The organism is Paenibacillus apiarius, assembly GCF_017052585.1.
Taxonomy (GTDB): Bacteria; Bacillota; Bacilli; order Paenibacillales; family Paenibacillaceae; genus Paenibacillus_B; species Paenibacillus_B apiarius.
Genome location: NZ_JAFFHZ010000001.1, coordinates 3749217 through 3776214, shown reverse-complemented (window position 1 = coordinate 3776214; position 26998 = coordinate 3749217). Strand labels below are relative to the sequence as shown.

Below are 26998 nucleotides of genomic sequence, written 5' to 3'. Positions count from 1 at the left end.
CTAGCGTTTGTTGCGTACAGGCGGAGCCGTTTCCTCCGGCGACAGCTCGCGAATGAGCACCGGTACCGGATAATCGATGCCGTCCCGTTTTTCTAACTTAACCGCATACAGTGTCTGCAGCGCTTGATGATCCTCTGCCCGGAACGTCATTTTTCCTTTTGGCGACTCGAAGCTCATTCCTTCCATCGTCGCAATCAAGTTCTCCGTGTCCATCTCGCCATCGGTTTTCTTAATCGCCTCGATAATCGCGATCGCGGCAGACATCCCTCCCGGCGTAAACAGATCCGGCAAATCGCCGTTGAACCGTTTCTTATGCTCTTCCACCAGCCATTTGTTCACGTCATTGTCCGGCAGCGTGTGGTAGTAGACCGAAAACCCTTCCATGTCCTCCAGCTCCTGCATCGTCTTGAGCGCTGCGATATCCGGCGCGCCGGTCGATATCTTAATGCCCTGTTCCCGTACCTTCATGTCCTGCAGTTGCTTCCATGGCGTGTTCGCTCCGGCCCAGACGATGAACAAATAGTCCGGCTTGGCGCTCACGATTTTCTGAATGTTCGCAGTAAAGTCGGTTGCCGCCGCGTCCGCATACTGCTCTTCCACAATTTCCGCTCCAAGCTTGACCGCCGCGTCCGTAAACGCTGTAATGCCATCACGGCCGAATGCGCCGTCGGGAGCAAACGTGGCGATCTTCACGCCCTGCTTCGCAATCGCCGCGGCACCCGCCACCGCATCCTGCGAAGAGTTGCGTGCGGTGCGGAACACATATTTATTCCACAGCTCGCCGGTGATGCTGTCGGCAACCGCCGGTTCAACGACCATCACCTTCTCATACTCCTCCGCAAGCGGAAGCACGGCAAGCGTGTCGCCTGAGCTGGAGGATCCAACGAGGAAATCAACTTTGTCGGTCTCGAGCAGCTTCGTTGCTTTCTTCACCGCCACATCAGGCTTTGTCTCCGTATCTTCGATGATGAATTCGATTTTACGGCCAGCAGCCGTCTGCGTTCCCTGAGTGGCATAATCAATGCCGAGCTCGAATCCGCGTGTGCTCTGCTTGCCGTAGCTTTCCAGCGCGCCCGTCATTGAAGCCAGGACACCAATTTTAATAGGCGGTTTATCGGCTGTTTCCGTGCTTTTGTCCTCGCCTTCCTTATCCTTGCTCTCTCCGGAATTACTGCCGGAGCTGCCGCCCGCTGCTTTGCCGGACTCGCCGCCATTGCCCGCGCCTCCCCCTGTTCCGCCGTTGCTTCCGCAAGCGGCAGCGAAGAGAAGGATGAAGGCAAGCAGCCCGAACATGCAGACGCGAGACAGCCGAGGAGTGATACCGTTATTCATGGACACGCAAAAACCCCCTTACGATTCAATTCCCGTTCATCATAAGAGGGTTTGGTTGCAAATGAGTTGCACATCGCATCCTGTCTTCATTCTGTTATAGATGCCTTCAATTCCCGAATGCTTGCCATCGGCTCGATGCCAAGTTCATCCTGCAGGGCTTTGGCGCACTTGCGGTACCATCTCAGCGCCTGGTTGCGGTTGTTAAGCCTTAGATGACACGAAATCATGATTCGGTACGCCTCTTCCCAGCAGCGATCCTTGACTGTCATCGCCTCTGCCCAGCGTATCGCCTTGTCGTAGGCCTCGACCTCGATATAATAATGGGACAGCCGTTCCGCTCCGCGCATAAACAGCACCTGCAGCCGCTCTCTCTCCTCGATGCACCAATCTTCATAACGCCGTTCCGGCAAATAATCCCCTTGATACAGATGGAGCCCCTCTTCCAAAAAGGGGATTGCCTCTTCCGCTTCGTTCGCTTCCAGCCCGCGCACGATCAATTGCTCGAATCGATTCGCGTCGAGCACCCAGCCTGCAGCCGGATTCAATTGATAGGCCGCTCCCCGGCGAATGATGAAGTAAGGCGTAGAGCGGGCCCGGCGATGAGGCTCCAAAGCGGTATTCAATGCGTTGAGCGCAACCTTGAAATCACGATTGGCCGCTTTCTCTTCCGCTGCAGGAAACAGCTGGGCGAGCAGCTCCTCCTTCGTCAAGGGGCGATGACGGCGGGTAACGAGCAGTTGAAACAGCTCCTTCGCTTTGCCGCGCTGCCAATCTTTATCCTCCAGCTCCACATCCCCGAGACGAACGCGGCATTCACCCAGCGTATCCACATATAGTGTGTAGCCGGGATGATAAGTCAAGCGGTCCATGCCAAGCTCCGTGAGCAGAGTAGCGGCATAGGCGCGGCACAGGCCCAGCCGGACCGCTTCAATGAGCAGCGGAATGAGCTGCTGCGTGTCGCTTGGACCGAACAAGGAGCGCCGTGTAAAAAGAAATGCGTACCCTTCCCGCTCGACAAGCGTCAAGAAGCGTTCCATGGAGACCGCAAAGCAGCCGTCCCGTTCCAAGCGATAGGCGGTCAGCGCCTGCCACATTTCCGTGGACGCGCATCCGAATTTGTCTCCGCAGGCCACGAAGCGCTCGCCGCATTCACGGAACACCTGCTCCGCTTCCTCGCAGCGATTGGCGTAGAACAGCGCTATCCCCATGCTCAATCTGATGAGCGCGGTCAGCCAGCCATCGTTCGCGCTTTGCGTCTCAGCCCACGCGGTCTGGCCGTAACGAAGCGCCGTTTCCGCCGATCGGGCTTTGCCGTACACCAGGCATAAGCCCATATAAGGCTCTGCGTTTCCCCGCTTTACCTCCAAGCGCTCCATGATGGTCAGTGCCGTATGATAGCAATCGGATGCCACCTCGGCATCGTAGGTGCCCATCAATTGCGCGGCATTCCCCATTCTCATCCAGCCGCACGCTTCCACGAACGGCGCCTTTAAGCGAATGCCGTGCATCATGCCGGCTTCGGCTGCCCGCTTAGCCGAGCTTGGTTCGCCGCACATGCTGTCGATAAACGACAGCAGCAGATCGATTTCACGATGGGACCGCGACAGCGTCTTCGGATGATAGCTGAGGCCTCGGTAGAGCGTCCCTTCTTCCCGTTCCAAATGCTGCGCCCGCATCAGCTTCGCCTTCGCTTCGCGCAGCCTACCCGTTCGCAGACACAGCCTCGCCTCCAAAAGCCAGTCACGGCTATCCCGATCCACGCGGATCGCCCGATCATACCAGATCTGCGCTTCCATTCCCCTGCCCGCGTTCAGCATATTTTCCGCCATCATCGCATACAGCCGCGCCAGCCGCTGCCGCTCTCCCGTATGATCGTGCCACGTGGAGTAATAAGTGGCGATCGGGGCTTGAGCTTGTTCGTGCGTTTGGTTGCCAGACGGACCCGGCCCTAACGGATCCGTTCCAGCCTCTTGCTCTAACGGCGGGTAGTATCCGCACAACGATTCTGCCAGCGCAATGGCCCGTTCAAGCAGCGTCTCCGCCATTCCCGGCCGAATCGTATCCAAATATAAGAGCGACTGTCCTTCGAGGGCCAGCATCTGCACCATCCGATTGCCAACGCTTCCGGCTCCGTACTCTGCCAGCCGATACTGCTCACACGCCGCTTCATATTGACATTGATAACGGAAAATATCGCCTTGAAGGACAAGCAGATAAGGATGACGATGCTTTGTGCGCTCCGGCAGCTTCATTAACGAGGTGTAGACAAGCTCCAGATGGCCGTTCTGTATCAGCTCGCTGCCTCCGTCCTGCAGCAACAACGCCATTTCATCCGGATCTTGCAGCGCAACGGCTTGCGTCATCGCAAGGTCGTATCGTTTGCGGGCCGCAAAAACGTGCACCGCCTGCCTCAACAAAGATTCATGCCACTCCGGCTGTCTCCTGAGCTGTTCCGCCAAAAATTCCCGAAATAAAGCATGATAACGAAATTGCCGATCGTCAACCGCCGTTAAAATACCGCCACCGCACAACTGAAGCAGCAAGGCATGAGAGCCGCTCCTTCCGCATACCGCGTCGCACCACTCTCCGGTCAGCTCGTCAAAGATGCTCGTCTCCAGCATGAACGTGCGGATGGAAGACGGCTGCTTCTGGAACAGCTCCAATGCTAGAAATTGGAATAGGTCCTCCATCGTTTCCCGAGGAGCCTCAAGCACCTCTTCCAACGATCCATTCGATGAAAGTAAGCGCTGCCAAATAAGCTGGACCGCAATGATCCATCCTTCCGTCTGCTCGTACACCTGGTGGATTTGCCGCTTCGTCAGCGGGTAATCATAGTAATCGCTGAACAGAACATCGATTTCTTCTTCATTAAAGGTGAGATCTTCTTTGGTGAGTTCAAGTAAATGGCCACGGATTCGCATGGAGGCTAACCTGTCCCATTGCGGTCGCGAACGGGAGGAGATGACGAACCGCAGCTTGTCGCAATCGGGCAAATAAGCGAGCACATATTGCATCCACTGCTCGATGCTGTCGGCTGCTTCCACTAGATGATAATCGTCGATAATGAGCACCGTCAGCTGTGGAAGTCCGGTTAGTTCATTCAGAAACAAATCTGCCAACGCATAGATGTCCTCGCTGCCGCTCCGGTTCCCGCTTCTCAGCTCGGCAAGCATCGTCTCTCCGAATTCGGGAACCGCTTGCCTAAGCGTATAGACGATATGAGATACAAAAGGAATGAAGTCATTGTCCTGGGGAGATACGCCGTACCATGCATACGTCATGTCAGAGGAACGAAGAAATGCGGAGAGCGCCGTCGTCTTGCCGAAACCCGGACCTGATGTCAGCACAGTGAGCGGGTAGTCCGGTATGCGGGAGAGCCGCTTGGCTATCTGAGGGCGGTGAAGCAGCTGCTTTTTCAAAGGGGGCGGCATCAACTTCATTTTAAGCACGCGTCCTTCTTTCATGCAGAACCTCTCTTTTCCAACATTCTCCTGTTTATTGTAGCATACTTGATTCGATTCCCCATGCCCTTTGCAAAAAAATGAGCGGCTGACTGCGTCAACCGCCGAACCACTGCTTCATTCGTTTCTTGTCCAATTTGCCTACCGCCGTCTTCGGCAGCTCTGCCACGAACAGGAACCGCTTCGGCACTTTATATTTGCCGATACGCGCAGCGCAGTAAGCCACGAGGTCGGCCTCCGTAGCAGGGGCGTCGGCATCTGCTGCAATAACCGCCGCGACGACCTCTCCCCACTTAACGTCCGCCAGGCCGACAACCGCCGCCTCCTTGACTCCCGGATGGCTTTCCAGCGCCTGCTCCACCTCCAGCGGATACACGTTCTCTCCGCCGGTAATAATCATATCTTTTTTGCGTCCGACGATATAAAAATAACCGTCCTTGTCTTGTTTCGCCAGATCACCCGTCAAAAACCAACCTTCGCGCATCGCGCCCGATGTCGCCTCCGGATTATTCCAATAGCGCGAGAATAAATGCCCGCCCCGAAGCGCGAGCTCCCCTACCTGATCAGATTGCGAATTTAAAGCATCTCCTTCGGCCGTGACGAGCTTCACCTCGCTGAACAGCATCGGAAGCCCGACAGATCCTGGCTTCTGTGCCGCGATGAGCGGGTCAATCACGAAGTTGTTCGGTCCCGATTCGGTCGCTCCGTATCCTTCTTTGAATGGAAGACCCTTCGCCTTGAAGGCTTGATATACCGATAACGGGCAGGGCGCCCCTCCAGACAGAAACGCCCGCATCGTCGGAAATTCCGAGCGGGCAAACGCGTCGGATTGAATAAGCATATGGTACATGGTCGGCACCATGAGCGCTATCGTGCACCGCTCTTCGTTCAACAGGCGCACCATCTCCTCGCATTGAAACGATCGAACCACGACGACTGTTCCTCCGGCCATCAGCATCGGCATCGTCAGCGCGTTCATCCCGCCGGTATGAAACATCGGCAATATGGTCGGCGTCACGTCGGCTTCCGTCAACTGCCAGCTGACGACCGTGTTGGCCGCATTCCAAAATACCGAGCCGTGGGTCAGCACAACCCCCTTCGGCTTGCCAGTCGTGCCGCCGGTATAGATCATCATCCACGCATCGTCGAGTGCCAGAGCCGCCCGCTGCACCACCGCACGTTCACCGGCTGAACTCGCAGGGCGCGCCCCATCCGATTTTTTGTCCGCTTCCTCTTCCGGTCCCTTGTCGGAATCCCCACATAATTGTTTATCCGATTCAAGAGCCATTACAGTCAGCAGAGCGCAGGATAATAGCTGCAGCCCCGTTACGAGCCGGGTCAACTCCGCCTCATCACTGTCATACAACAGCAGCTTCGGATCGCAGTCCAGTATAATTTCGCTCAGCTCCGGAATCGACAGCCGCCAATTCAATGGCACCGCAATCGCTCCAATCATGCCGCAGGCAAGCATAGCCTCCAACATTTCGGCCTGATTGTGCAGCAGGATGGCGACGCGATCGCCCAGCTTAATGCCTGCCGACTGCAATGCGCCAGCCAAGCGCTCCGCGCGACTATGAAGGCTGCGGTAGGTGAGACGGCGTCCCTTTTGCCAATCCACCACTGCAATCCGCTCCGGTGTAGACTGACACCGCTTATCGAACCAGCGAACCGCACTGTCATGCACTGCCTGATTCCTCCATTCGTGCTCAGCCTCGTTCGACAACAACAGCGACACCATGACCGCCTCCTACGCACAGAGCCGCTGCGCCGTATCGAACTTGTCTGCGCTGCATCTCGTGAAGCAAGGTGATCAGCACCCGCGTGCCGCTTGCCCCGATTGGATGGCCGAGCGCAATGGCGCCGCCGTTCACGTTCACCCGCTCCGGTTCAAGCTCCAGCTCGCGCATGACGGCCAGCGACTGGGCCGCGAACGCTTCGTTGATTTCGAACAGGCCGATATCCTGCAGCCGCAAGCCTGCTTTGCGGAGCGCCTGCTTGACGGCGGGAACCGGGCCAAGCCCCATCCACTCCGGTTCAAGCCCGACCGCGGCATACCCGCGAATGGCAGCCATGGGCGCGAGGCTATGCGCGGCAGCCGCCTCTTGGCTGCACAGCACGACGGCAGCCGCGCCGTCATTGATGCCGGACGAATTGCCGGCCGTCACCGTGCCTTGGGCACTGAAGGCCGGCTTCAGCTTGGCAAGCGCCTCCATCGTCATTCCCCGCCGCGGATGCTCATCCGCGGCGATCAGCCGCGCGCTGCCCTTGCGGTCCGCAATGGATATCGCGACCGTCTCCTCCTGGAACCGCCCGTCCCCCATCGCCGCTTCCGCGCGTTGCTGGCTTTGCAGCGCAAAGGCGTCCTGCTGCTCGCGTGTCAGACCGTAACGCTCGGCAAGGCGTTCCGCCGTCATTCCCATTGGCTGATGGTCGATTGCGCACGTCAATCCGTCAAACAGCACCGAGTCAATCAGTTCTCCATGTCCATACCGGTAACCTTGACGAGCCTGCTTCAGCAGATAAGGGGACTGCGTCATATTTTCCATGCCGCCCGCCACGATTACGCCCGCATCTCCAGAGCGTATGCATTGCGCTCCCAGCATCACCGTCTGCATGCCCGACCCGCATACAAGATTCACGCTCGTCGCCGGAACATGCACCGGAATTCCCGCCTTCAATGCTGCCTGTCTCGCGCCATTCATCCCAATTCCGGCCTGCAGCACCTGTCCCATGTAGACATGATCTACCCGCTCATTTGCAATTTTTGCGCGTTTACAGGCTTCTTCCATGACAGATGCGCCCAGATCCACAGCCGCCATATCCCGGAAATTGCCCTGAAACGCTCCGATTGGAGTACGCACGGCACTCGCAATGAACACTTCATTCAAGTCGTCCACCTCATTGTTCGTTCTAGAGTCGCTTCCAGTAAACAGGATGACGGTTGCAAATCAGTTGCACCTGCCGGAAAAGCTATAAACAGTCCCCCTTGAAAAGCATCCCGTGTTGCATACTGATTTCCGCAGAAGCATTGTCGCCGTTGAACGAAACTGAACAGATCCAGTGGACAGAATCCTGTCATTTGCGACAGCAAAAAGAGCGTCCTGCCCTTTTCGGGCGCAGACGCTCTTTTACAACTGCATTTATGACTTGAAGCGCGCGGATAGCTGCTGCAAATCATCGGCGATGCTTGCCAAATGATTCGCATATGAGGCCATTTCTTGCATTGCCGCATTTTGCTGCTCACTCGCTGCCGCGACGGTCTCCATCTCCATTAGCGTGCCGTTCGTCATTTCGCTTGCTGCATCGAATGATTCGATCATCTCAGCGTTCGAAGACGCCAGTTGGGCCCCCAATTCCGTTACGTGACTCAACTGAGCGTTCATTTCATCGATCGCTTGAAAAATATCCGTAAAGCTGTTCGTTACCGATTCTGTCAACTGTTGGCCCATGGCCACGGACTCGACTCCATTCTGCATGGCGGTCCACACCGAGTCAGAACGCTCTCTAATCTGCTGCACCATGCCCGTAATCTTCCCGGCGGCCTCCTTCGTCTCCTCTGCCAGCTTGCGGACCTCATCCGCTACGACTGCGAAGCCGCGCCCGTGTTCACCAGCATGCGCCGCTTCAATGGCTGCGTTCAGCGCAAGCAGCTCCGTCTGGGCAGCCACCTCTTGGATAAAGGCAACGATACGATGAATGTGATGCGACTGTTCATTCAATCGCTCCGTCTCCGCTTTGGCCTGTTCCGTGTTCTGCGTAATAGCATCCATCTGCATGCGCACCTTGTCCAGCGCCGTTCCTCCGCTCACTGCCCATTCGCTCATCTCGTGGGCCGCATGGGAGGAGCTGCCGACCAGCGTGACGACACGATTGAGATGTGCCGAGGATTGATGCGCTTGGTCCGTTACCGTATTCAAGCGCTCGTTCAACTGTGCCGATTGTGCCGACACTTGCTGGTAGGAGGCTGCTACCTCTTGCAAGGAGCTTACGTTCTCCTCCGAATTAGCGGACAGCTCCTCAGCAGAAGCCGCAACCGCTTCGGATACTTCGCGTATTTGCGTCATAATGTCGGATAAGGATTGCGTCATGGCATTGAAATTCTTTTCCAGACGGCCGATTTCATCCAACCTTGCACCCGCCGGAACGCGAACCGAGAAATCACCGTCGGCAATCCGCTCCGTCATTTGTTGAATCCGCACGACAGGGCGTATGATTTTACGAATGAACATCCACAGAAATAAGGAAATAAGACCAATTATTATGACGAGAAACACGGAAGCGATAATGACGATTTCATTCGCTTGCGCCTCGATTTCGCTTAGGCTCAGGACCGATACGATATTGATGCCCAGCTTATTCCGTTTGTCGTAGCTGATGAATTCATGTCTGCCGTCAACGTCCGACTTAAACTCGCCGTTTTCGCCTGACAGCAGCTCTTTATATTGTTCTTTGTTCAGCTGGGAGCCTTGCTTGTATACGGGATGGGATAATACGTTATTATCCTTGTCAACAAGGCTGATGTAGCCGCTGTCTCCCACTTTGAATTGGCTTACCGATTGATTTAAGTTATCGATTGAGACGTCGAGGCCTACAACCCCGTCACCATTAGCTAACGAACGCGAGAACGTCACGATCATTTGCCCCGTAATCATGTCTTGATAAGGCTTGGAGACGATAACTTCGCCCGCACGCTCTTTAGCCACTTGATACCACTCGCGTTTTTTCGCATCATCGATATCAATCTTGCTGCCGCTGTTGTCGATATATTGATCTCCCAGCAACACATAGGCAAATAATATGTTATCGATGTCTCCTGCCAGATCCGTGACCCGATTTTTAATCCGCGCCACATCCTGCGAGTTCTTGCTAATGCCATCCGCCAAGCTGCTTATCATATGCGCATTTGCCTCGTACGTCTGATTCAACAGCCGCGAAATGGATTGCGTCGCTTCATTGACCTCGTCATACATCATATCTTTCGTGTTGTTGGATGCCGTGATGGTTAAGATAACAATGAGGACAATCGTCGGAACGATAATAAAGCTGGTAAGCAGGAGAATAATCTTTCTATGTAGAGAACGTCGAATCGATTGAGCCCAATTTCTATAGTATTTCAATGTAAAATCCCCTTTGCCAGTCTTGAAGTCAAGTCAAACCCTGTTCGTATATCGGAAATATTTATCATTTTTTTATACTTTTTCAGAAAAAAGGTGGGAGGTAATTAAAGGTAATGATTGATTCGCGCCTGCCTGATTGCTTCTAAACTATACGTTATATTAAAATTGAACACGTTTTTTAATTGCTCAACTTCTATCATTTAAAAAATTAAAAATGGCTTAGATCCCTATTAATAATACGGGAGCTAAGCCATTTTTAATATTCAGTCCTATTTTTAGGGAAAGAAACTGCGCCTCTAAGCTCTCTTAGGCACAGTCTTGTTTTTTGCAGTTCTATCTCCGCGAACGCCCCCGTGTCGAGCCGCCTTGCAGGCGCATTAACGGGCGCAGCGCCTTCTGAACGAGACGCGGATAGCTTCCCAGCTCATCCTGGCGCACGACGCGGAAAGCGACCAATCCAACCACGAACAATACTACGACAACCAGAGCTACAATACCGGCCGTAAACATATATACAAGCTTGGCCGGCAATATTCCTACCAACTGCTCCCCCAGCTTCTCGACACCGAAGCCTAAGCCGCCGGCCAGTGCTATGGTCAGCAGGAAGCCCGGCCAACGATTGCCGAGCACCTCGAACGGAACTACCTTTTTCATGACGCGAAGATTGAGCCATGTAATGATCAGGAAGCTTATCGCCGTACCGCCAATGATGCCGTAAATGCTGAAGAAATGAACAAGTCCAAAACTTGCGAGCAATTTTATAATAATGCCAAGTGTTACGCTAATCATAGCGATATAAGGCTTGCCTAGACCGATCAGAATCGAGCTTGACGTCATCATCGTAATTTGGAAAATGGTTCCAAATGTAAGCATGGCAATAATCCCGGCACCATCCAGCGTACTGAACAAGAAGCCGTTGACAGAATAAGCTCCGACTGCAAGCGCCAATACGATCGGCATGCCGCTCAAGACAGAAATACGCATTGCCAAAGAGGTCTGGCGTTTCAAGTGATTCATGTCGCGCTTGGCAAATGCCGCCGAAATGACCGGGATAAGCGAAGTGCTGAGCGCAATGGCCAAAATCGGCGGTATGCCCGCAATCGATTGTGCCCTTTGCCCGAGAATCCCGTATAAATGCGCGGCTTCCACTTGTCCAAGATCCGGAGCGAGCAGGGGTATCGTAATGGAAGTGTCGATGAAGTTGACCGCAGGTACGGCCAATGATGACAGTACGATAGGCACGGACAAAGCAAAGATCGAACGGAAAATATCACTCAAAGGAACCTTTTTAACCCCGGTGCGGCGCGCACGGATGCCCGCCTTGCGATCTGCCTGGCGCAGCTTGCCGAGATAATATACCATAATGATGAAGGCGCCGATGCTTCCCAGCACGCCGCCGAAGGAAGCCGCAGCCGCCGTCCATTCCTGGGACGCTCCGTTCTGCACGAGCACGAAGGCTAGTCCGATCGCAGTCACGACGCGGAGAACCTGCTCCACGATCTGAGACACCCCGCTCGCTTGCATCATGTTGCGGCCTTGTGTGTAGCCGCGCATCATGGCGATAACCGGGAACAACAGCAGTGCCGGAGCCAGCGCACGAATGGCAAGCGCCGCTTGCGGCAGCTGGATCATATCTGCATAGAGCGGTGCGAATATGAACAGCAGAGCCGTCGTTACGACGCCAGAGATTAATCCGAACAAGAGCGCCGCATAATAGACCCGCTCCGCTTCGCGCACTTGGTTCAGCGCATAGCGTTCGGAGACCATTTTGCTCAGTGTGCTTGGAATACCCGCCGTCGCAACGGCAAGAATCATGAGATATACCGTCTGCGAAGCCGCGAACGAAGCGTTCCCGACGGACCCCAGCATATGCTCGAGCGGCACGCGCTGGAATAAGCCGAGCACACGCGCCACCAACGTCGCGGCGGCAATGATGAGCGTTCCTTTTATAAATGATTCCTTTGCCAAACGTTTCCCTTCTTTCTTTATGCTAGCCCGTGCCTCAATAGGTCATACAAGCAGGAAGAGCCTCTGTCGAAGCTCTTCTACATTAGAACATGAACACCCAAATGAAGAACAGGATAATCATCACGATTTGCAAAGCAAATTTTACCACGATACTTGAAAACAAACCGACGACCGCTCCAATAGCCGACTTCGCTGATGTCTCAACATTAGCCCCGGCAATAATCTCCCCGACAAACGCGCCGAGAAGCGGTCCCAGTATAATACCGAACGCCGGTATAACGAATGGGCCGATCAGAATTCCAATCGTACTGCCGATAATCGAAGCGCGTGATCCGCCGAACCGTTTTACGCCCCATGCATTGACGACGTAATCGGCTATGAACAATACGGCTACGATCATTGTCTGTATCGCCCAGAACCAGAATCCGAACGGTTCGAAGCTGATAAACAAGCCATATGCAAAGAAAGCTGCATAGATCGCGAGCGCTCCCGGCAGGATCGGGTAGATCGCACCGGCCATGCCAATAACAAATAATGCGATCACACATAACCAAGCAAGGATGGTCATAGATAGACGCCTCCAAAAGAGGTTGCTCAAAAAGTCACTTTTTGAACACTCACCATAAGTTTTCTACAATAAATATTCCTGGATTACTTGGGCCACGCCATGTTCATTGTTCGAACGTACGACGACATCCGCCGCGTTCTTTACTTCATCCTGCGCATTGCCCATAGCAACGCCAAGTCCTGCCGCCCGGATTACCGCCAGATCATTCAAGCTGTCTCCTACAGCAACTACTTGCGACATCGTAAATCCAAGCAGATCGCACACGGTCTGAATGCCCGATGCTTTACTTATTCCGATCGGATTGATCTCTATATTATGAGGCGATGAATTAGTCAATTCCAGTCCGCCCATCGCGCGCAGTTCTTTCCACAGCTGTTCCCGAACGTTGTCATCCTCCGTAAAGTAGCCGAATTTCAGCCATTCCTCCGCGTCAATATCAGCATCCCAGTTCTCTCGATTATATTGTCGCTCTGTGGAGTAAGCCCAGAACCAAGCGTCGTGCTTTTCTGACAGCTCCACCATTTTTCTAACCGTATCGCGGTCAAGCAGGTGGCGTACAAGCAATTCATGCGGATTTTTCCATACTTCACTGCCATTTACCGTTACCATCGGCGACTCCAATCCAAGCTCCTCCGCATAAGGCTGCGCGTTCTGAAACGCCCGCCCCGTAGAGAACATGACAATGACGCCCGCATCGCGCGCGGCGCGAATTGCATCCGCCGTTTCACTGCTGATGTTCTGATCTTCGTCCAACACCGTTCCATCCATATCAAGGGCCAATAATGTATATTTACTCATTTCAGCATTCACTCCCAGCTCTGGCTGTCCAGCTTCAGACTCGTTGCCGTCGTTATTGTCGAAGCTTGTATACTTGTATATTTGAATATGTTGAAGTTTGTCATACGTAAATTTGCATAACGACATTGTATCATAACGATGCGGCTACAACAAAGACTTCCTTCCTAGTTTAACTGTCTGTTATCGCATCATACGACAAAAACGCCCCATTGCCCGAATATACCGAGCAAGGAGCGTTCCCTCATCTCCATTATGCAGTTCCTTCCGCCATCCGGCGGCGCTTCAGCACACGAACGAGCAAGCCATGCGAAGGCGAGAGGATGAGCGCCAGCACGAACAAAGCCCCTGCTACCGTCACCATCATTCCCGCAATGGACGCATCCAGCAGGGCGGACAGATAATATCCCGCAACCGCGCATGTAATGCCGATGGCAACACTATACACAATCATGACGCTCAACCGTTCGGTAAGCAAATATGCTGTCGATGCCGGCACGATGAGCATGCCAACGACGAGAATGGCGCCGACGCTTTCGAAGGAGGCCACCGTCGTCATCGAGACGAGCCCCATGAGCAAATAGTGGAACAGCGCCACCGGTATGCCGCAGGCGAGCGCCATGGCCGGATCGAACGCGCATATTTTGAATTGCTTGTAGAACAATCCGACGACCAGCAAAATGACAAGCAGCGTAAATCCGAGGATCCAGACGGCCTTCGGCACGATATCGATCCCGGAGATGGATATCGTATTCCAGTGCACATAGGCTATTTCGCCGAACAGCACGCAGTCTAGGTCAAGGTCTACGTTACGCGCATTCAAGCTCACGAGCACAACGCCCACCGCGAACAGAGCCGTAAAAACGACGCCGATCGCTGCGTCAGACTGGACGCCGCTTTGTTGGAACATCTGAATGAGAAACACCGTAATGAGACCGACGATCGAAGCGCCGAGCAGCATGACGAACGAATCGCGCGAACCGCTCACCATAAAAGCGATTACGATACCCGGCAGCACGGAATGGCTGATAGCATCGCCTATCATGGACATTTTCCGCAACACGAGGAAACAGCCCAAAATTCCGCATGTTGCAGCAACGAGCGCGCCGGTCAGTATAATCCACAAGTCGGTCATAAGGACGCCTCCTTCCGCAGCCGCGGGCTCGCTTGCGCTTGGCGGGAACGCTCATTCTCGCGAATGGAACGGTTGTTGCGAAGACGGCGGATCCACTTCGCAAGCATGCCCCGGCGTGGCGCAAACACCACGGAACAAAGGAATACGAATGTGACGGCCAGCACGCTGAGCGGTCCCGTCGGCAAATTGCTCGTCGCCGTGCTTGCGAGCGTGCCAATGACGCCGCCTGCTGCGCCGAATACACCGCTTAACGTGACCATAAGCCCCAAGCGGTCCGTCCAATAACGCGCTGACACGGCCGGAGTAATCAGCAACGCGGCGACAAGCACTACGCCAACGGCTTGGATGCCGACGACGACGGCCATAACCGTAAACAGCATCAGCAATTGCTCCAACATCGCTACCGGAAAGCCTAGGCCGCGGGCAAAGCCCGGATCGAAGCTCAGCATCTTGAATTCCTTGAAGAGCAGACTGCATGCCGCAATGATAAGCACAGATACACCGGCCATGGTATAAACATCGCTCTGAATCATGGATGCCGCTTGACCGAACAAAAATTTATCCAGTCCGCTCTGATTTCCATAGTTGGAATGTTGAATGTGCGTCAGCAGGACGATTCCGGCCCCGAAAAACACCGAGAGCATAATTCCCATGGCAGCATCCGCTTTTATGCGCGTATAGCGCGTCAAGATCGAGATGCCTGCTGTCGCCAGCATGCCGGAAAGAAATGCGCCGAGAAAGAATAACGGCAAAGACTTGACGCCCGTCAGCATGAAAGCTATGCAGATGCCGGGCAGAGCGGCATGAGCGAGTGTATCCCCGACCAAGCTCTGCTTCCGCAAATAGGCGAAGCTGCCCACAATTCCGCTCATCAGCCCGAGCAGCAAGCAACCGATAAGAATCCACTGCGTATTAGGGTCACTCAGCACGCTCCATGAAATACCGAACATACCGTTCACCTCGATTCTGCCAGAACGGCGCCTGGCTGCTGATCCAGCACGGCAAGGCGGCCGCCGTATGTGAATTGTAACAGCGTCGTCGTGAAGATATCTTCCGTCGGCCCAAATGCGACCAATTCAACATTAAGCAGAAGAACCCAATCAAAATATTCCTTGACGGTAGCCAAGTCATGGTGAACGACCAGCACCGTCTTGCCTTGTCGCTTCAATTCATTCAAGAGCGTAATGATGGCTTTCTCCGTCATTGCGTCTACACCGGCGAACGGCTCATCCATAAAGTACAAATCCGCATTTTGGGCGAGAGCCCGGGCTAGAAAAACGCGCTGCTGCTGTCCTCCTGACAATTGACTGATTTGCCGTTCTGCGAAATCGGCCATGCCGACCTTGGCGAGACAATCGAGCGCCATTTCTTTCTCCTTCGCGCCTGGACGCTTGAACCACCCAAGATGACCGTACCGCCCCATCATGACCACATCGAGCGCGTTCGTCGGGAAATCCCAGTCTACCGACTCCCGTTGGGGCACATACCCTACCCGCTTGCGCGTCTCTACGTACGGCTTGCCATATATGCTCACCTCTCCGCTCACCTTCGGAATGAGCCCGAGCACGGCCTTGATTAAAGTTGATTTTCCGGCGCCGTTCGGGCCGATAATGCCGATAAGATTCCCTTCGGGAATCGTAAAGCCAACATTGCGCAGCACTGGCTTCTTCTGATAGGCCACTGTCAAGCCTTTGACCTGCAGAGGCGTCTTCTCCGTATTTTGCAAGCTGCTCGCTCCTCTCTCCACGGGGGTCGATCGTGCCAACCAACCACTGTAAATAAGTTCTATTATTTCCGTTTATTTCAATGCTTCCACAATCGTATTTACGTTATGGCGGACCATACCGATGTAAGTGCCTTCTGCTGTTCCGGGTTCGCCCATTGCGTCAGAGAACAGCTCTCCGCCGATGACCACCTCGTGGCCCTTTTTCCTTGCCCCTTCGATAACCGCTTCAATCGCCTTTTGCGGCACGCTTGACTCGATGAAGACCGCTTTGATTTTGTTCTCAATGAGGTAATCGCGCAGATCCGATACATCCTTGCTTCCGTACTCGGAGGCGGTGCTAATCCCTTGCAGTCCCATCACCTTCATTCCATACGCTTCACCGAAGTATCCGAACGCGTCATGCGCCGTGACGAGCACCCGGCTTGCTTCCGGGATTTCCGCAACGCGCGCTCTTACAAGCGAATCCAGCTCCGTTAATTTGCTTAAATAGGCCTCTGCCCGCTGCTTATATTCGTCCGCATTTACGACATCTTCATTTATCAACGTGTCACGTATGACCTCGGTCGCCTTCATCCAATTTTTCACGTTAAACCAAATGTGCGGGTCATGTGATTCTTTCAATGCCGGGTCAGCCAGCAGCTCCGGTTCCGGAATGGTTTTCGAGACGGGAACCGTTGTCTTGCTCTCGCTCATCTTCTCCAAAATATCGACCATTTTGCCTTCAAGGTGAAGTCCGTTGTAGAACACAATATCCGCATCGTCAAGCTTCTTGATATCCCCTTGCGACGCTTTATACAGATGCGGATCGACGCCCGGTCCCATTAAGCCGATAACATCCACATGATCGCCGCCTACTTCTTTGACGACGTCCGCAATCATGCCGATCGTCGCGGTCACCTTCAGCTTGCTGTCAGCCTTCACACCTCCATCTGCCGGTTTCTCCTCGGTCGCCTTGCCGCAGGCTGCAAGAGCAAGCGCTACACTCAGGAATAGCACCGTCATCAGCAACCTCTTTATCGCCGAATTCCATTTCACTTTACTTGCCGCTTTCCCCAATTTCCTAATCATTCAACCTGCACTCTCCTATCTTTCCGCTTCCCCTGATTCCATTTTTTGATAGATTCAAAAATTTTGTTACACACCTTCTTTTTTCAATATATGCAAAAATGTTTCTTCAATACAACATTTGTGGTAAAAAAAAGAAAAGACTTTGTCATTATTCTATGCGGACACCCCATTTCTGGTGCGCTTTCCGGACAGTGGACAAAGTCTTTTTCTTGTTGTTGTCATCTCAATTTCTTGGCCTTACGGCAATCTTTATTCTTCCGCTTCTGTCTCTGACTTCACGGTATCTGTCTTCGCCTTCTTCTTCGGCACGCCATCCAAGCCGTATTCTTCGTCATACGCATCGAAGATTTCACGTGCGATCGGGCCAGCCCCGTATGAACCGTAGCCGCCTTCCGGCACGACGACGGCCACCGCCAGCTTCGGCTTATCCGCAGGCGCATATGCGATAAATACCGCGTTCTCAACGCGCTTACCGCCGCCAACATCCTGCTCGGACGTACCCGTCTTGCGGTAGAACTGATAAGGGAAGCCATCGAACCCTTGAACGCCGACCTTCAGCATCCCTTGCTCGACGACATCCCAGTATTGTTGATTGAATGAGGTTTCGTTCAACACCTCGCGGCCGAATGTTTTGACTACTTTACCTTCCCCATCCACAATTTTGCTGACGAACTGCGGCTTGACGCGCTGGCCGTGGTTGGCGAGCGTTGTCGCATACTGCGCAAGCTGAAGCGTCGTATATTTCCCTAATTGGCCAAATGAAGCAAATGCCAAGGCAGATTGGGCATTATTTCTTTCCGCTTCCGCCATGTAATCCTTCAAGCCAAGGAACTCGCCCGGGAGGCCGCTGCCGGTCTTGACGCCGAGACCGAATGCTTCCATGTATTCATCCCAAATTTGCAGACCGTTCTTGCCATTCTTCTCCGGCATGCTGTACAATCGTTTCCCGATCATATCTACCATAAATGCGTTGGACGATTTCTCTAATGCATACGGAATATTCATACGTCCATATGAACGGCGGCTCGAGTTCCATATCTTACGTTCGTAGCCTTTACGACCAATTTCTGCATACCCATTGTCATAGTATTCATAGTAAGGGCCATAAAATCCCTCCTGCAAGCCTATGAGTACGGACAACGGCTTCATCGTCGAGCCGAGATAGACGAGCGAGCTCGGATGCTTCATCCGCTCCTTGTCATCCTCATAAGGCGCCTGCACTTCACGGATTGCCCCGTTGCCCATGAAATACTGATTATTTCGATAGTTTTCAGGACTTATCGCTCCGTTCTTCCACACGTTCGTATCGTAGTCAGGCATGCTCGCAATAGATACTACATTGCCTGTGTCCACTTCCATTGCGACGGCAAAGCCTGTACGGGCGTTCGGAGCCGATTCGAACCGGTTGGACGAATTGCGGAGCTTCTTCAGATGCTCCATAATCGCGGTTTCCGTTCGTTCCTGAATATCTTTGTTAATCGTCAAATAGAGATCATTGCCCCTCTGCGGCCTCGTCAATTCCATCGGACCGATAATGCGTCCGGCAACGTTGACCGGGAACTTCTTGACGCCGTTCAAGCCTCGCAGCTCATCCTGGTACATGAGCTCTATGCCGTCGAAGCCGACATCCTCGTATTCCAAATACTGCTCTTCAGTGGACAACTCATTGCGGTTTTCATATTTTTCTTTGTAATAGGAAGAGTCCTCGCGCACCCCTTTGAACTTCTTCAAGTAGCCCACCGTCTGCACGGCTACCGAATCGGGATCATAGTTGCGCACGCTGTCTTCGACAATGTCGATGCCTTTGAATTCCGGCTTATGCTCGAGAAAATACGCGATTTCCTTCTGTGTCAGCCCGGTCTTGATGAGGCGCGGCACATAGACGAAATTTCTCTTTCCTTCTAAATCCATCAGCTCATTATATATGACATCTTGCGTTAACGGCTTCTCGCTCGGAGTCCCTAGCGTATTGAACACTTCGGCTAGCCGGTTCGCCAGAAGCTTGGCCTCTTCACGGTTCTTCTCCTGAGTCTCCGTCAGCTTGGCTTTCTTCGGATCTCCGTAGTTCTTCTCCACGTTGAAATAGAGCGACTGGGTCGCCGTCGAATATGCCACCCTCGTCTTGCCGGAAGCATCCCAAATCGTGCCCCGCAGCGGCGGAATCGCCGTCTCCCGGAACCCGAGCTGCGACTCCTTCTCCTTCAGGCTGGGGCCTTCTACGAATTGCAATATCGCCAGCCGCACGATAAGCACGGTAAATACGACAAAGGTTATAAAAAAGAATAAGTTCAACCGGAACGAGAAATTCCGGCGGTTCTGGAGTTCACGCTTCTGCGGATCATCCGCATGTGGATGACTCAAGCCTCATCATCCTTTCTTGCTTTACTTTACAATCCTGTCTATTTTACCATATCCGTTCCTCTACATTCAAAGAGGTTGTTCAGAATATTAAGGCGAGGAAAAATTGCTGGCAGAAAGCAGCTTGTCCGGGATATGCGTCGCATCGAACTTCGGCGGGTTGAACCAGTCGCCGGAGCTTGCCCATGTTGCATCGAGCGGAATCCACCGCTTGTCCTCGCGCAGCCATACTTCGTTCCATGCATGCGGGCCATAGCCGCCTGTTCCGTTATATCCGAGCCCTGTCACCACCTTCGCGTCGAGCTCAACCACGCGCGCCATAACCGCGTATAGACGCGCGTAATCAATGCATACGCCCTGTTTGGACGCAAATGTCTCTTCGGGCCCCTGCTCCTTCCAAATGCGCTTCGTCTCATACTGTCGCGCTTTGTCCCAATCATACTGCACCCGGCTGCCGATCCAGTCGTATAACCGGCGCGCTTTATCCTCATCCGTCTTCGCGCCGCGCGTAATTTCAAGCGCAGCCTGCTCGATATCGGGCGGGATTTGATTATCGATTACCTCGTACTTCCGCTGCATCAGCGCGCTTAATTCCTTCTCCACCTGCGAAGTAAACACAGGAAGCTGATCCGCGATAAAGTTGCCGGCTACCGGCTCGATGACCCGGCTTGCCACGGTGCGATAAGCAGACGAAGCTTGTATCATATCACTTGCTTTCGTATTAGGCTGCAGTGTGACATAGGCAAATAACACCAAGATGACGAAAAAGGCGCGCGCAACTCCGACAGCACCGCCCAGCACGGCACCGACAAGCCAATTGACTGTCCCCTGGAGCACGCGCATCATCCCCGATTGCCGACCCTCTCCACGGCTGCTCTGCGCGGACGCACCGCCTCCGCGCATTACGGTATGCGCCCCGATCCATGCCAGCACCATCCGCACGATCAGATAGAGGGGCATGAACAGAATCGCAAAGCGCAGCAGAGCGAAATCGCGTATTCCGGTAATAAACGTGTAATACATTTGCTCCCACCAAGCCAAAGAATGCGGCGGAATCGCAATGTTCCAAGCGGCGAATTGACGTTGAACGTATGGAGAAAGCCATAGCGACATATGAAAGGTGATGAACAAGGACATGAACGTAAACAACGAGTCCATAATAAAGAAGAAGAGGTGACGCATAGACCCCGTAGCGCCTCTCATCACCCCTTGCAGAACGGAAAGAAGGACGATGACGAGGAGCAAGATCGTCACGGCATTCCATTCCCATACTATCCCCGAATTCATTTATTTTGTTTCGCCGTTTGAATGAATTGGCGGATCGAATCGTTCATGTCCCATTCACCGAGCGATACGCCGCGGAAGGACACGTTTACCTTCCCGCTGTTCGGCGTTCCTTTCAATTCGAGATTCGTCGTTTTGATTGTATACGTCCCGTCTTCATTGGCGGTAAAGTCAGCCTGCTTCGCTTCGTCCATCATCGCCTGGACCGCTTGATCCTTCAGCTTGACTACCGCCTCGTCCGTGACCGTCGTCACGACATGGTTCACATCGTCCCATGTAATGCCGCTATATACGGCCACCGCCGCCACAATGACGACGACAAGCGCCCATTTGACCATCGTCTTCACGAAACTTACGATAACGAACAACACGATGAGTGCGATCAGGAAGACAAGCCAATTTTGCTTTATGAATTCGAACCACATTTCCAATTGATTCACTAGTCAATCATCCTTTCCATTGCGTCTTTGCGTATTATACATCATTCCCTATAGTTGCAACAGCAAGACCGGATCAAAAGAGTACTTTTGTGAACTGTCTCTTAAAAGTAATAAGTTCGTCCATTCCGACGTACAAGTATACCATAGCGATCTGGAGGTGACTGATTTGCGCTCTGTGCTTTGGCTCTACTTGTTCTTATTCGTTGCTTTTTTTGATCTTCATGCGCAGTATCCGATATTGACCCCGTTTGCCATTTCTTTAGGTGCGGCCCCGTCCTTTATCGGATTGATGATGGGCATGTACTCCTTTACCCATCTGCCAGGCAATGTTATGGCCGGTTACGGAGTCGACCGATTCGGTAGCCGGATTTTTATTGTGCTGAGCCTTATCGGCGCCGGTATTATCATGATTCTGCAGGCCCATGTCGTCAATCCGTGGCAATTGCTCGTGCTGCGCTCGATTAGCGGATTCGTGCTTGCCTTTCTGTCTCCGGCCTGCTTGACGCTGCTTGCCCGCATGGCGCGGGATCATGTGCAGCAAGGCAAGCTTATGGCGGGCAACGGCCTTGTGCATACGCTCGCGTCCGTCGTCTCTCCGGCAGCCGGGGCCTACCTCGTCGCCAAAATAGGCTTCTCAATGGCATTTCAGGCGCTTGGCATCGCGCTCGTCTTCGTCGGTGCGTTGGCTTGGTTTTTTATACATGATATTAAAGAAAGCGACATGCATAAGACGCCTGCACAGAGCGAAAGTACGTCAACTCCCGTTACCGCCAAAGACAAAGCGCCTGCAGTGCCGTGGCGCTTCTACTTTATGCCGTTAGCCATTGCCTGCTCGCAGGGCATCTTGTTCTTCGAGCTTCCGCTTATGGCCGACGCGCTTGAATCCATAATGAAGACAGGCATTTTATTTTCCGCTGTCAGCCTAGGCGCCCTATTCACGCTTAGCCTGCTGTTCTTGAACCAATACCCTGCCTTTACGCGCACGTGGATGGGCGCCTTCGGCTTATCGCTGCTGTTCTTCGGGCTCGCTATCCATTGGCCCATACCGTTAATGGCAACCTTGTTTCTTATCGGAATGACCAAGGGAATCATACTTCCCGCCCTATCAGCTCATCTGATACAGCTTAGCGGCGGAGTCCGCTATGGACGCATATTTTCCATCTTGTCCATCGCTTCTTCCATCGGTTCGTTTCTTGGTCCGATGATTGCCGGACAACTGCGGGATACGATTTCCCCTTATTTTATCGCTTTTCTGTTTCTTATGCTGGCAGTCACGTTGCTTCCAGCCAGACAACCGTTTATACCGCATGGCAGGCTGCGCGCGCAGCAGCCCCATGCAACCTCCCCGCGTACGTAAAGGCATTGGCTGACTAACGGGCGCTAATCTAAATTGGGTCGATCTGGGTAGAAGCACAGAACAACCCCTGACATCTGACATAGTATAGCATTGTGTCAACAGACTATCGACGAAAGCGGGGTGAAACGAGATGGGAAATTGTTATGATCCATGCGGTCCTGGTCCGGCCCCCGTTGCGCCAATCGCCGCTGGATGCGGGATAGGCTTTTGGACGGCAACAAGCACAATCCTCGTTCTTTACATCTTGCTTGTCATCATTCTCCGCGCTCCATTGCTTTAAACTCCTCTCGCTCTCTCCTCATGCGGCTTGTCTCAAGGCAAGCCGTTTTTTCATCTGCTGCTTAACGCCGTTATCATCTTTGAATTGTTCGTTGGAGCCTTTCCCGCATAGGTACGGAAGTAGCGGCCGGAACGTTGCAAGACAGTGCGGGGTTTGTGTTACACTAGGAAATCACAACCGATTCATTTAACAAAAATGAACTTTACATATTAGTAGGTGAACGCCATGGAAATCGCAATCATTGTAGAAGGAAAAAACGACCGCAGCCGCTTGCGCAGCCTCTTGAACGATGATGTCTGCATTTTGTGTACAAATGGCACATTGAATACGGAACGGACCGAAGCGCTGCGCAAAAAAGCGGGGGACAAGCCGGTCTATCTGTTTATGGATAACGATGCCTCTGGCAAGCGTATACGAGGCGTGCTGCGGGATACGTTTCCCGATGCCGAGCATATATATACCCGTCGCGGCTATGCGGGCGTGGAAGGCACCCCTGACGAATATTTAATCCAGCAGCTAGAAAAAGCGGGGCTGGACGAATACATCGTGTATCCGGACCCAGCCCCGTTCGCCTGATTGTTTATTTACTATTTCGCTAAACTCATAACGTCATTCACAATGATCTCAGGTGATGCGGTTTCACGATCATTGGCGTTGTAGTATTTGCGGATGTTTCCATCCTTATCGACCAACGTAATGACATTCAAATGAGTAAAGTTGCCATCCTCGTCTTTGATGACACTCGAACCGAGGGCTGGCATCATCTTGGCCACGTCTGCCTCGTCACCGCGCAGGAAGTACCATCCGCTATAATCGGCATTGTATTTCTTTGACCATTCTTGAATCGCTTCCGGCGTGTCCCGCTCCGGATCGAACGATATGGACACAATGCTTGCATCTTTGCCAAATACGCCTTTGTCCTTCAACAATTGCTGAACTTCGGACAGCATGTATGTCGTTGGCGGACATACATCCGGACAATTGGTAAAGTAGAAATAGAACAAACGCGCCTTGCCGTTCGTATCTGCCAAGCTAACCGTGTTGCCGTCTACGTTCTGCATCGTAAAATCCGGCGCCGACTTCCCCGTAAGGGGAAGCTCCGGCCCGCGGGGCCAGTACAGAATGGCCGCCACGACAGCAAATACAAGGACTAATGCCATCAGAAAAATTTGAAAAGAATATTTCTTCGCCCATTGTGACATCGTTCGATCCCCCGTTACTCTCCCATGTTCTATAATTCTTAACCTATACTTCAGGCTTTACCCATTGTATCCAAGATAAGAATAATCAGATGCAGCATCAGGGCGTTGATCGAGAGAATGAAGTTGCGCTTGGCCCACACCTCGTCGTTGCTGCTGCGAAGTCCTGCAACACACACATACAACCAAATTAAGTTAATAACCGTTCCCGCAATGCCGTAAATAAGACTGACGTATCCATAGGTGTAAAACAACCATGAAACAGGCAAAAGCAACGCGACATAAGGAGTCATCTGCCACTTTGTCCGTTTGATGCCCTTGACGACCGGCAGCAGAGGGTAGCCTGCCGCGCGGTAGTCTTCCACGCGGAGAATGCCGAGCGCCCAGAAATGAGGCGGCTGCCATAAGAACAGCAAGGCAAAGAGCAGAACCGCTCCGATGTCCACATTCCCCGTAACGGCCACATAACCGATAACCGGCGGCATCGCTCCCGAGATCCCGCCCACCGATGTGCTCCAAGTGGATGTTCGTTTCAGCCAGAGCGTATAAATAACGACATAGGCAAACATCCCTGCGATGCCGCACAAACCTGCCAACGGATTGACGAGCAAAAATAAACATGACAATCCGGCGACTCCCAATCCAATCGCATACCAAAGTACGACCCGGGGCTGCAATCGACCCATTGGCAGCGCCCGGTTGCGCGTGCGTTCCATCTTCATATCGAAATCACGGTCGAAATAGTTGTTAAACACACATGAGGATGCCATAACGAGAGTTGTTCCCGCCAGCACCCACAGCAAGGTCATCCAAGGAATGTCCCATTTCGCTGCCACCCAGAAGCCCGCAAACGTTGCCAATAAATTGGAGCGTATAATGCCCGGCTTCGTTAACAGAATAAACTCTCTCCATAATCCGGCCCGCATCGGTTCCGGCGATAGCATAACGGCATCGGAAGGAGCCTGATAAGTCATTTGTTTATCCACGTGACCCTATCCTCCTTGTATTGTTCAGAGAAGAGCAGAAAATTGGTGCATTCCGCTGTAATTTTTATCATAGCAAAAGTGTCCAGCACATGACAATGTCGTTCAATAATTTGACAAAGCATTGACCTTTTATTCACAATGTTTGTTCATTTCTTCAAATTCCCAAATATGCAATTTTTCTCTTCCTCCTGGAATGCAGGCCGTAATTGCGTCCCATTCACTGCTCTCTTCAAGCCGCAAAGTTTTCATCCGAACATAATCCTCGTGAGAAGTGCGCAACCATTGTTCGACAAACACATTAGGTTGATCCGTCCCCTCATACAGCACCGCATTCGCGTGGCGCTGCAGCTGTTTCTTCACGAGAGACAGATATGTTTCCCGCAGCTTCGGATCAATCCGATATTCGACAAATATGATTCGATTCACCTTTACCACCCTCTCTCTAATCTCTTATGAACCCATGAGTCATATTTTGGAACAAAGTTGTGCACAATACAAGAGGGTGATTAATGATGGATACAAGCACACATGCCATAATCGGACTCGGATTGGCCGGGCTGGCCCAATGCGACGCTCTCGTAGCCTTGGAGCCGGCAACCTCGACTGCCGTCTTCTTCGGCGTGCTGATTGGTTCTCAAGCTCCAGATTTCGATACGGTGTTAAAATGGAAAAGCAATATGCTTTATATTCGCCAGCATCGCGGGTATTCCCATTCGCTGCCTATGATTGCAGTATGGTCGTTTCTTATATCCGGTGTGCTGACATGGCTCAATAAAGGGGCTTCCTTCACGCACGTATTGGTGTGGACAGGCTTGGCCGTATGCCTTCATGTCCTAACGGACGTCTTCAATGCTTATGGCACTCAAGCGGGCTGGCCATTTACAAAACGATGGATATCATGGAATATCATTTCTTTGTTCGATCCGATTATTTTTTCCACTCATCTCATTGCGATTGTGCTCTGGGGATTCGGCATCCTCTCACCACGCGTGCTGTTTCCAGCTCTATATTTGCTGCTTATTGCTTACTATGTATGGCGAACCCGTGTTCACCGGCAAGTTGAGCGGCATTTGCCCCTTCTCGACACGGACTATGAAAAAGGAGAAACGTACACGATTATTCCGACCGTTGCTCTGTCGAGATGGAATGTAGTCAAGCGGAAGCCAAACGGCTCTTTTATGATTGGCCACTGGAAACGGGGCATCCTTTATTGGACGGAAAGAGCGGTATGTCACGATCATCCCGCCGTTGAAGCATCCAAGTCGCACCCTGCCGTGCAGGCCCTGCTTTATTTCTCCAACTACGCTTGCGCCACCGTGGAGCAGACGGGATACGGCTACGCCGTTCGTTGGGTGGACGTAAGGTATCGTCACCGCAAGCAGTATCCATTAGTGGCCATCGTCATGATGAACTTAAAGTACGAAACACTGGACTACTTTATCGGTTGGTTAAGTCATACTCGCACCGTCAAACGGTACGGCTTGGAATAGCGGCGCGTTAAGGATAAAGACGCATCTTTGGCTTCCATACACGTTGCGCTGCCCGTAATAAAAACCTGTTCGACGACGGTATGTGATATACTAAAATCACCATAAAAGGTATTTGGTTACGCCTAGCCTCACCATAACGATAAAAGACTACTCCGCGCGCAGGAGTAGCCTCAAAACTTCAATGCATGCTATTAACGATTTCCGCCGGACAATTGTTGCTCAGCCATTTGCACAAGACGCTTTGTAATAAATCCACCGATGGAACCCATGTCACGGGAAGTGTAGTTTCCATAGTAGCCGTCTTGAGCGATCGGAATGCCCAATTCTTGAGCGATTTCGTATTTCATTTGTTGCAGTGCTGCAGTGGCTTGAGGAACGACCAAATTGTTGGAACGGGATTGATTAGACATAGGGTGAATCTCCTTTCACATTGG

The 26998-nt window shown here is 52.7% G+C and carries 22 protein-coding genes; 3 read left to right on the top strand and 19 right to left on the bottom strand.

What is annotated here, in order from left to right; translation table 11 throughout:
* The 15 genes from JSQ80_RS16905 to JSQ80_RS16835 form a co-directional block, all read right to left on the bottom strand.
* Complete coding sequence (locus tag JSQ80_RS16905; RefSeq protein WP_206097638.1) at positions 1-1332, bottom strand: substrate-binding domain-containing protein; 1332 nt, start codon at positions 1330-1332, stop codon at positions 1-3.
* A gap of 86 nt (positions 1333-1418) precedes the next feature.
* On the bottom strand, positions 1419-4796 hold the full coding sequence (locus tag JSQ80_RS16900; protein ID WP_206096086.1) for a winged helix-turn-helix domain-containing protein: 3378 nt from the start codon (positions 4794-4796) through the stop codon (positions 1419-1421).
* 94 nt (positions 4797-4890) lie between these two features.
* Positions 4891-6531 (bottom strand): AMP-binding protein, encoded by a 1641-nt coding sequence (locus JSQ80_RS16895; protein WP_206096085.1) that lies wholly within the window; start codon positions 6529-6531, stop codon positions 4891-4893.
* Positions 6500-7681 (bottom strand): acetyl-CoA C-acetyltransferase, encoded by a 1182-nt coding sequence (locus JSQ80_RS16890; protein ID WP_206096084.1) that lies wholly within the window; start codon positions 7679-7681, stop codon positions 6500-6502. The genes JSQ80_RS16895 and JSQ80_RS16890 overlap by 32 nt, the downstream gene beginning before the upstream one ends.
* A 252-nt stretch (positions 7682-7933) precedes the next feature.
* Positions 7934-9910, bottom strand: coding sequence for a methyl-accepting chemotaxis protein (locus JSQ80_RS16885; protein ID WP_206096083.1), 1977 nt, complete (start codon positions 9908-9910; stop codon positions 7934-7936).
* Between the two features lie 333 nt (positions 9911-10243).
* Positions 10244-11878: a putative polysaccharide biosynthesis protein gene (locus JSQ80_RS16880; protein ID WP_087435914.1), complete on the bottom strand. Its 1635-nt coding sequence runs from the start codon at positions 11876-11878 to the stop codon at positions 10244-10246.
* An 82-nt stretch (positions 11879-11960) separates the two neighbouring features.
* Positions 11961-12446 (bottom strand): DUF456 domain-containing protein, encoded by a 486-nt coding sequence (locus tag JSQ80_RS16875; RefSeq protein WP_206096082.1) that lies wholly within the window; start codon positions 12444-12446, stop codon positions 11961-11963.
* 63 nt (positions 12447-12509) lie between these two features.
* Positions 12510-13244 carry a Cof-type HAD-IIB family hydrolase gene (locus tag JSQ80_RS16870; RefSeq protein WP_206096081.1) on the bottom strand — a complete coding sequence of 245 codons (735 nt, stop codon included), beginning with the start codon at positions 13242-13244 and terminating at the stop codon, positions 12510-12512.
* Between the two features lie 250 nt (positions 13245-13494).
* On the bottom strand, positions 13495-14376 hold the full coding sequence (locus JSQ80_RS16865) for a metal ABC transporter permease (protein WP_206096080.1): 882 nt from the start codon (positions 14374-14376) through the stop codon (positions 13495-13497).
* On the bottom strand, positions 14373-15326 hold the full coding sequence (locus JSQ80_RS16860) for a metal ABC transporter permease (protein ID WP_206096079.1): 954 nt from the start codon (positions 15324-15326) through the stop codon (positions 14373-14375). Before JSQ80_RS16860 ends, JSQ80_RS16865 begins: the two co-directional genes overlap by 4 nt.
* A gap of 5 nt (positions 15327-15331) precedes the next feature.
* Positions 15332-16102 (bottom strand): metal ABC transporter ATP-binding protein, encoded by a 771-nt coding sequence (locus tag JSQ80_RS16855; RefSeq protein WP_206096078.1) that lies wholly within the window; start codon positions 16100-16102, stop codon positions 15332-15334.
* A 72-nt stretch (positions 16103-16174) separates the two neighbouring features.
* On the bottom strand, positions 16175-17170 hold the full coding sequence (locus tag JSQ80_RS16850) for a metal ABC transporter solute-binding protein, Zn/Mn family (RefSeq protein ID WP_206096077.1): 996 nt from the start codon (positions 17168-17170) through the stop codon (positions 16175-16177).
* Positions 17171-17419: 249 nt separating this feature from the next.
* A complete protein-coding gene (locus tag JSQ80_RS16845; protein ID WP_206096076.1) occupies positions 17420-19531 on the bottom strand; it encodes a peptidoglycan D,D-transpeptidase FtsI family protein in 2112 nt (703 codons plus the stop codon).
* 87 nt (positions 19532-19618) lie between these two features.
* A complete protein-coding gene (locus tag JSQ80_RS16840; RefSeq protein WP_206096075.1) occupies positions 19619-20815 on the bottom strand; it encodes a transglutaminase domain-containing protein in 1197 nt (398 codons plus the stop codon).
* A complete protein-coding gene (locus tag JSQ80_RS16835) occupies positions 20812-21252 on the bottom strand; it encodes an ATPase (protein ID WP_087435906.1) in 441 nt (146 codons plus the stop codon). Before JSQ80_RS16835 ends, JSQ80_RS16840 begins: the two co-directional genes overlap by 4 nt.
* Before the next feature lie 166 nt (positions 21253-21418).
* Here JSQ80_RS16835 and JSQ80_RS16830 point away from each other — a divergent pair, with 166 nt between their 5' ends.
* Together JSQ80_RS16830 and JSQ80_RS16825 are read left to right on the top strand one after the other, a co-directional pair.
* The gene (locus JSQ80_RS16830; protein ID WP_087435905.1) at positions 21419-22609 is read left to right on the top strand and encodes an MFS transporter; all 1191 of its coding nucleotides are present in this window, start codon (positions 21419-21421) and stop codon (positions 22607-22609) included.
* A 505-nt stretch (positions 22610-23114) separates the two neighbouring features.
* Positions 23115-23465: a toprim domain-containing protein gene (locus tag JSQ80_RS16825; protein WP_087435904.1), complete on the top strand. Its 351-nt coding sequence runs from the start codon at positions 23115-23117 to the stop codon at positions 23463-23465.
* Positions 23466-23476: 11 nt separating this feature from the next.
* Here the strand turns inward: JSQ80_RS16825 and JSQ80_RS16820 are convergent, their stop codons facing one another.
* From JSQ80_RS16820 to JSQ80_RS16810, 3 genes are all read right to left on the bottom strand, one after another.
* Entirely contained in the window at positions 23477-24091 is a 615-nt protein-coding gene (locus JSQ80_RS16820) for an SCO family protein (protein WP_087435903.1), read from the bottom strand.
* A gap of 50 nt (positions 24092-24141) precedes the next feature.
* Complete coding sequence (gene cyoE, locus JSQ80_RS16815; RefSeq protein WP_087435902.1) at positions 24142-25074, bottom strand: heme o synthase; 933 nt, start codon at positions 25072-25074, stop codon at positions 24142-24144.
* A gap of 129 nt (positions 25075-25203) precedes the next feature.
* On the bottom strand, positions 25204-25500 hold the full coding sequence (locus JSQ80_RS16810; protein WP_254912330.1) for a hypothetical protein: 297 nt from the start codon (positions 25498-25500) through the stop codon (positions 25204-25206).
* Positions 25501-25586: 86 nt separating this feature from the next.
* Here JSQ80_RS16810 and JSQ80_RS16805 point away from each other — a divergent pair, with 86 nt between their 5' ends.
* The gene (locus JSQ80_RS16805; RefSeq protein WP_087436122.1) at positions 25587-26564 is read left to right on the top strand and encodes a metal-dependent hydrolase; all 978 of its coding nucleotides are present in this window, start codon (positions 25587-25589) and stop codon (positions 26562-26564) included.
* Between the two features lie 191 nt (positions 26565-26755).
* On the opposite strand, the gene JSQ80_RS16800 is transcribed toward JSQ80_RS16805, so the two are convergent.
* Positions 26756-26974, bottom strand: coding sequence for an alpha/beta-type small acid-soluble spore protein (locus tag JSQ80_RS16800; RefSeq protein WP_087435900.1), 219 nt, complete (start codon positions 26972-26974; stop codon positions 26756-26758).
* Between the last annotated feature and the right edge of the window lie 24 nt (positions 26975-26998).

Coding starts and splice junctions, on each gene's coding strand:
- JSQ80_RS16905 (WP_206097638.1), bottom strand. CDS start 1,332: ATGAATAACGGTATCACTCCTCGGCTGTCTCGCGTCTGCATGTTCGGG.
- JSQ80_RS16900 (WP_206096086.1), bottom strand. CDS start 4,796: ATGAAAGAAGGACGCGTGCTTAAAATGAAGTTGATGCCGCCCCCTTTG.
- JSQ80_RS16895 (WP_206096085.1), bottom strand. CDS start 6,531: ATGGTGTCGCTGTTGTTGTCGAACGAGGCTGAGCACGAATGGAGGAAT.
- JSQ80_RS16875 (WP_206096082.1), bottom strand. CDS start 12,446: ATGACCATCCTTGCTTGGTTATGTGTGATCGCATTATTTGTTATTGGC.
- JSQ80_RS16870 (WP_206096081.1), bottom strand. CDS start 13,244: ATGAGTAAATATACATTATTGGCCCTTGATATGGATGGAACGGTGTTG.
- JSQ80_RS16865 (WP_206096080.1), bottom strand. CDS start 14,376: ATGACCGACTTGTGGATTATACTGACCGGCGCGCTCGTTGCTGCAACA.
- JSQ80_RS16860 (WP_206096079.1), bottom strand. CDS start 15,326: ATGTTCGGTATTTCATGGAGCGTGCTGAGTGACCCTAATACGCAGTGG.
- JSQ80_RS16850 (WP_206096077.1), bottom strand. CDS start 17,170: ATGATTAGGAAATTGGGGAAAGCGGCAAGTAAAGTGAAATGGAATTCG.
- JSQ80_RS16840 (WP_206096075.1), bottom strand. CDS start 20,815: ATGAATTCGGGGATAGTATGGGAATGGAATGCCGTGACGATCTTGCTC.
- JSQ80_RS16825 (WP_087435904.1), top strand. CDS start 23,115: ATGGAAATCGCAATCATTGTAGAAGGAAAAAACGACCGCAGCCGCTTG.
- JSQ80_RS16820 (WP_087435903.1), bottom strand. CDS start 24,091: ATGTCACAATGGGCGAAGAAATATTCTTTTCAAATTTTTCTGATGGCA.
- JSQ80_RS16805 (WP_087436122.1), top strand. CDS start 25,587: ATGGATACAAGCACACATGCCATAATCGGACTCGGATTGGCCGGGCTG.
- JSQ80_RS16800 (WP_087435900.1), bottom strand. CDS start 26,974: ATGTCTAATCAATCCCGTTCCAACAATTTGGTCGTTCCTCAAGCCACT.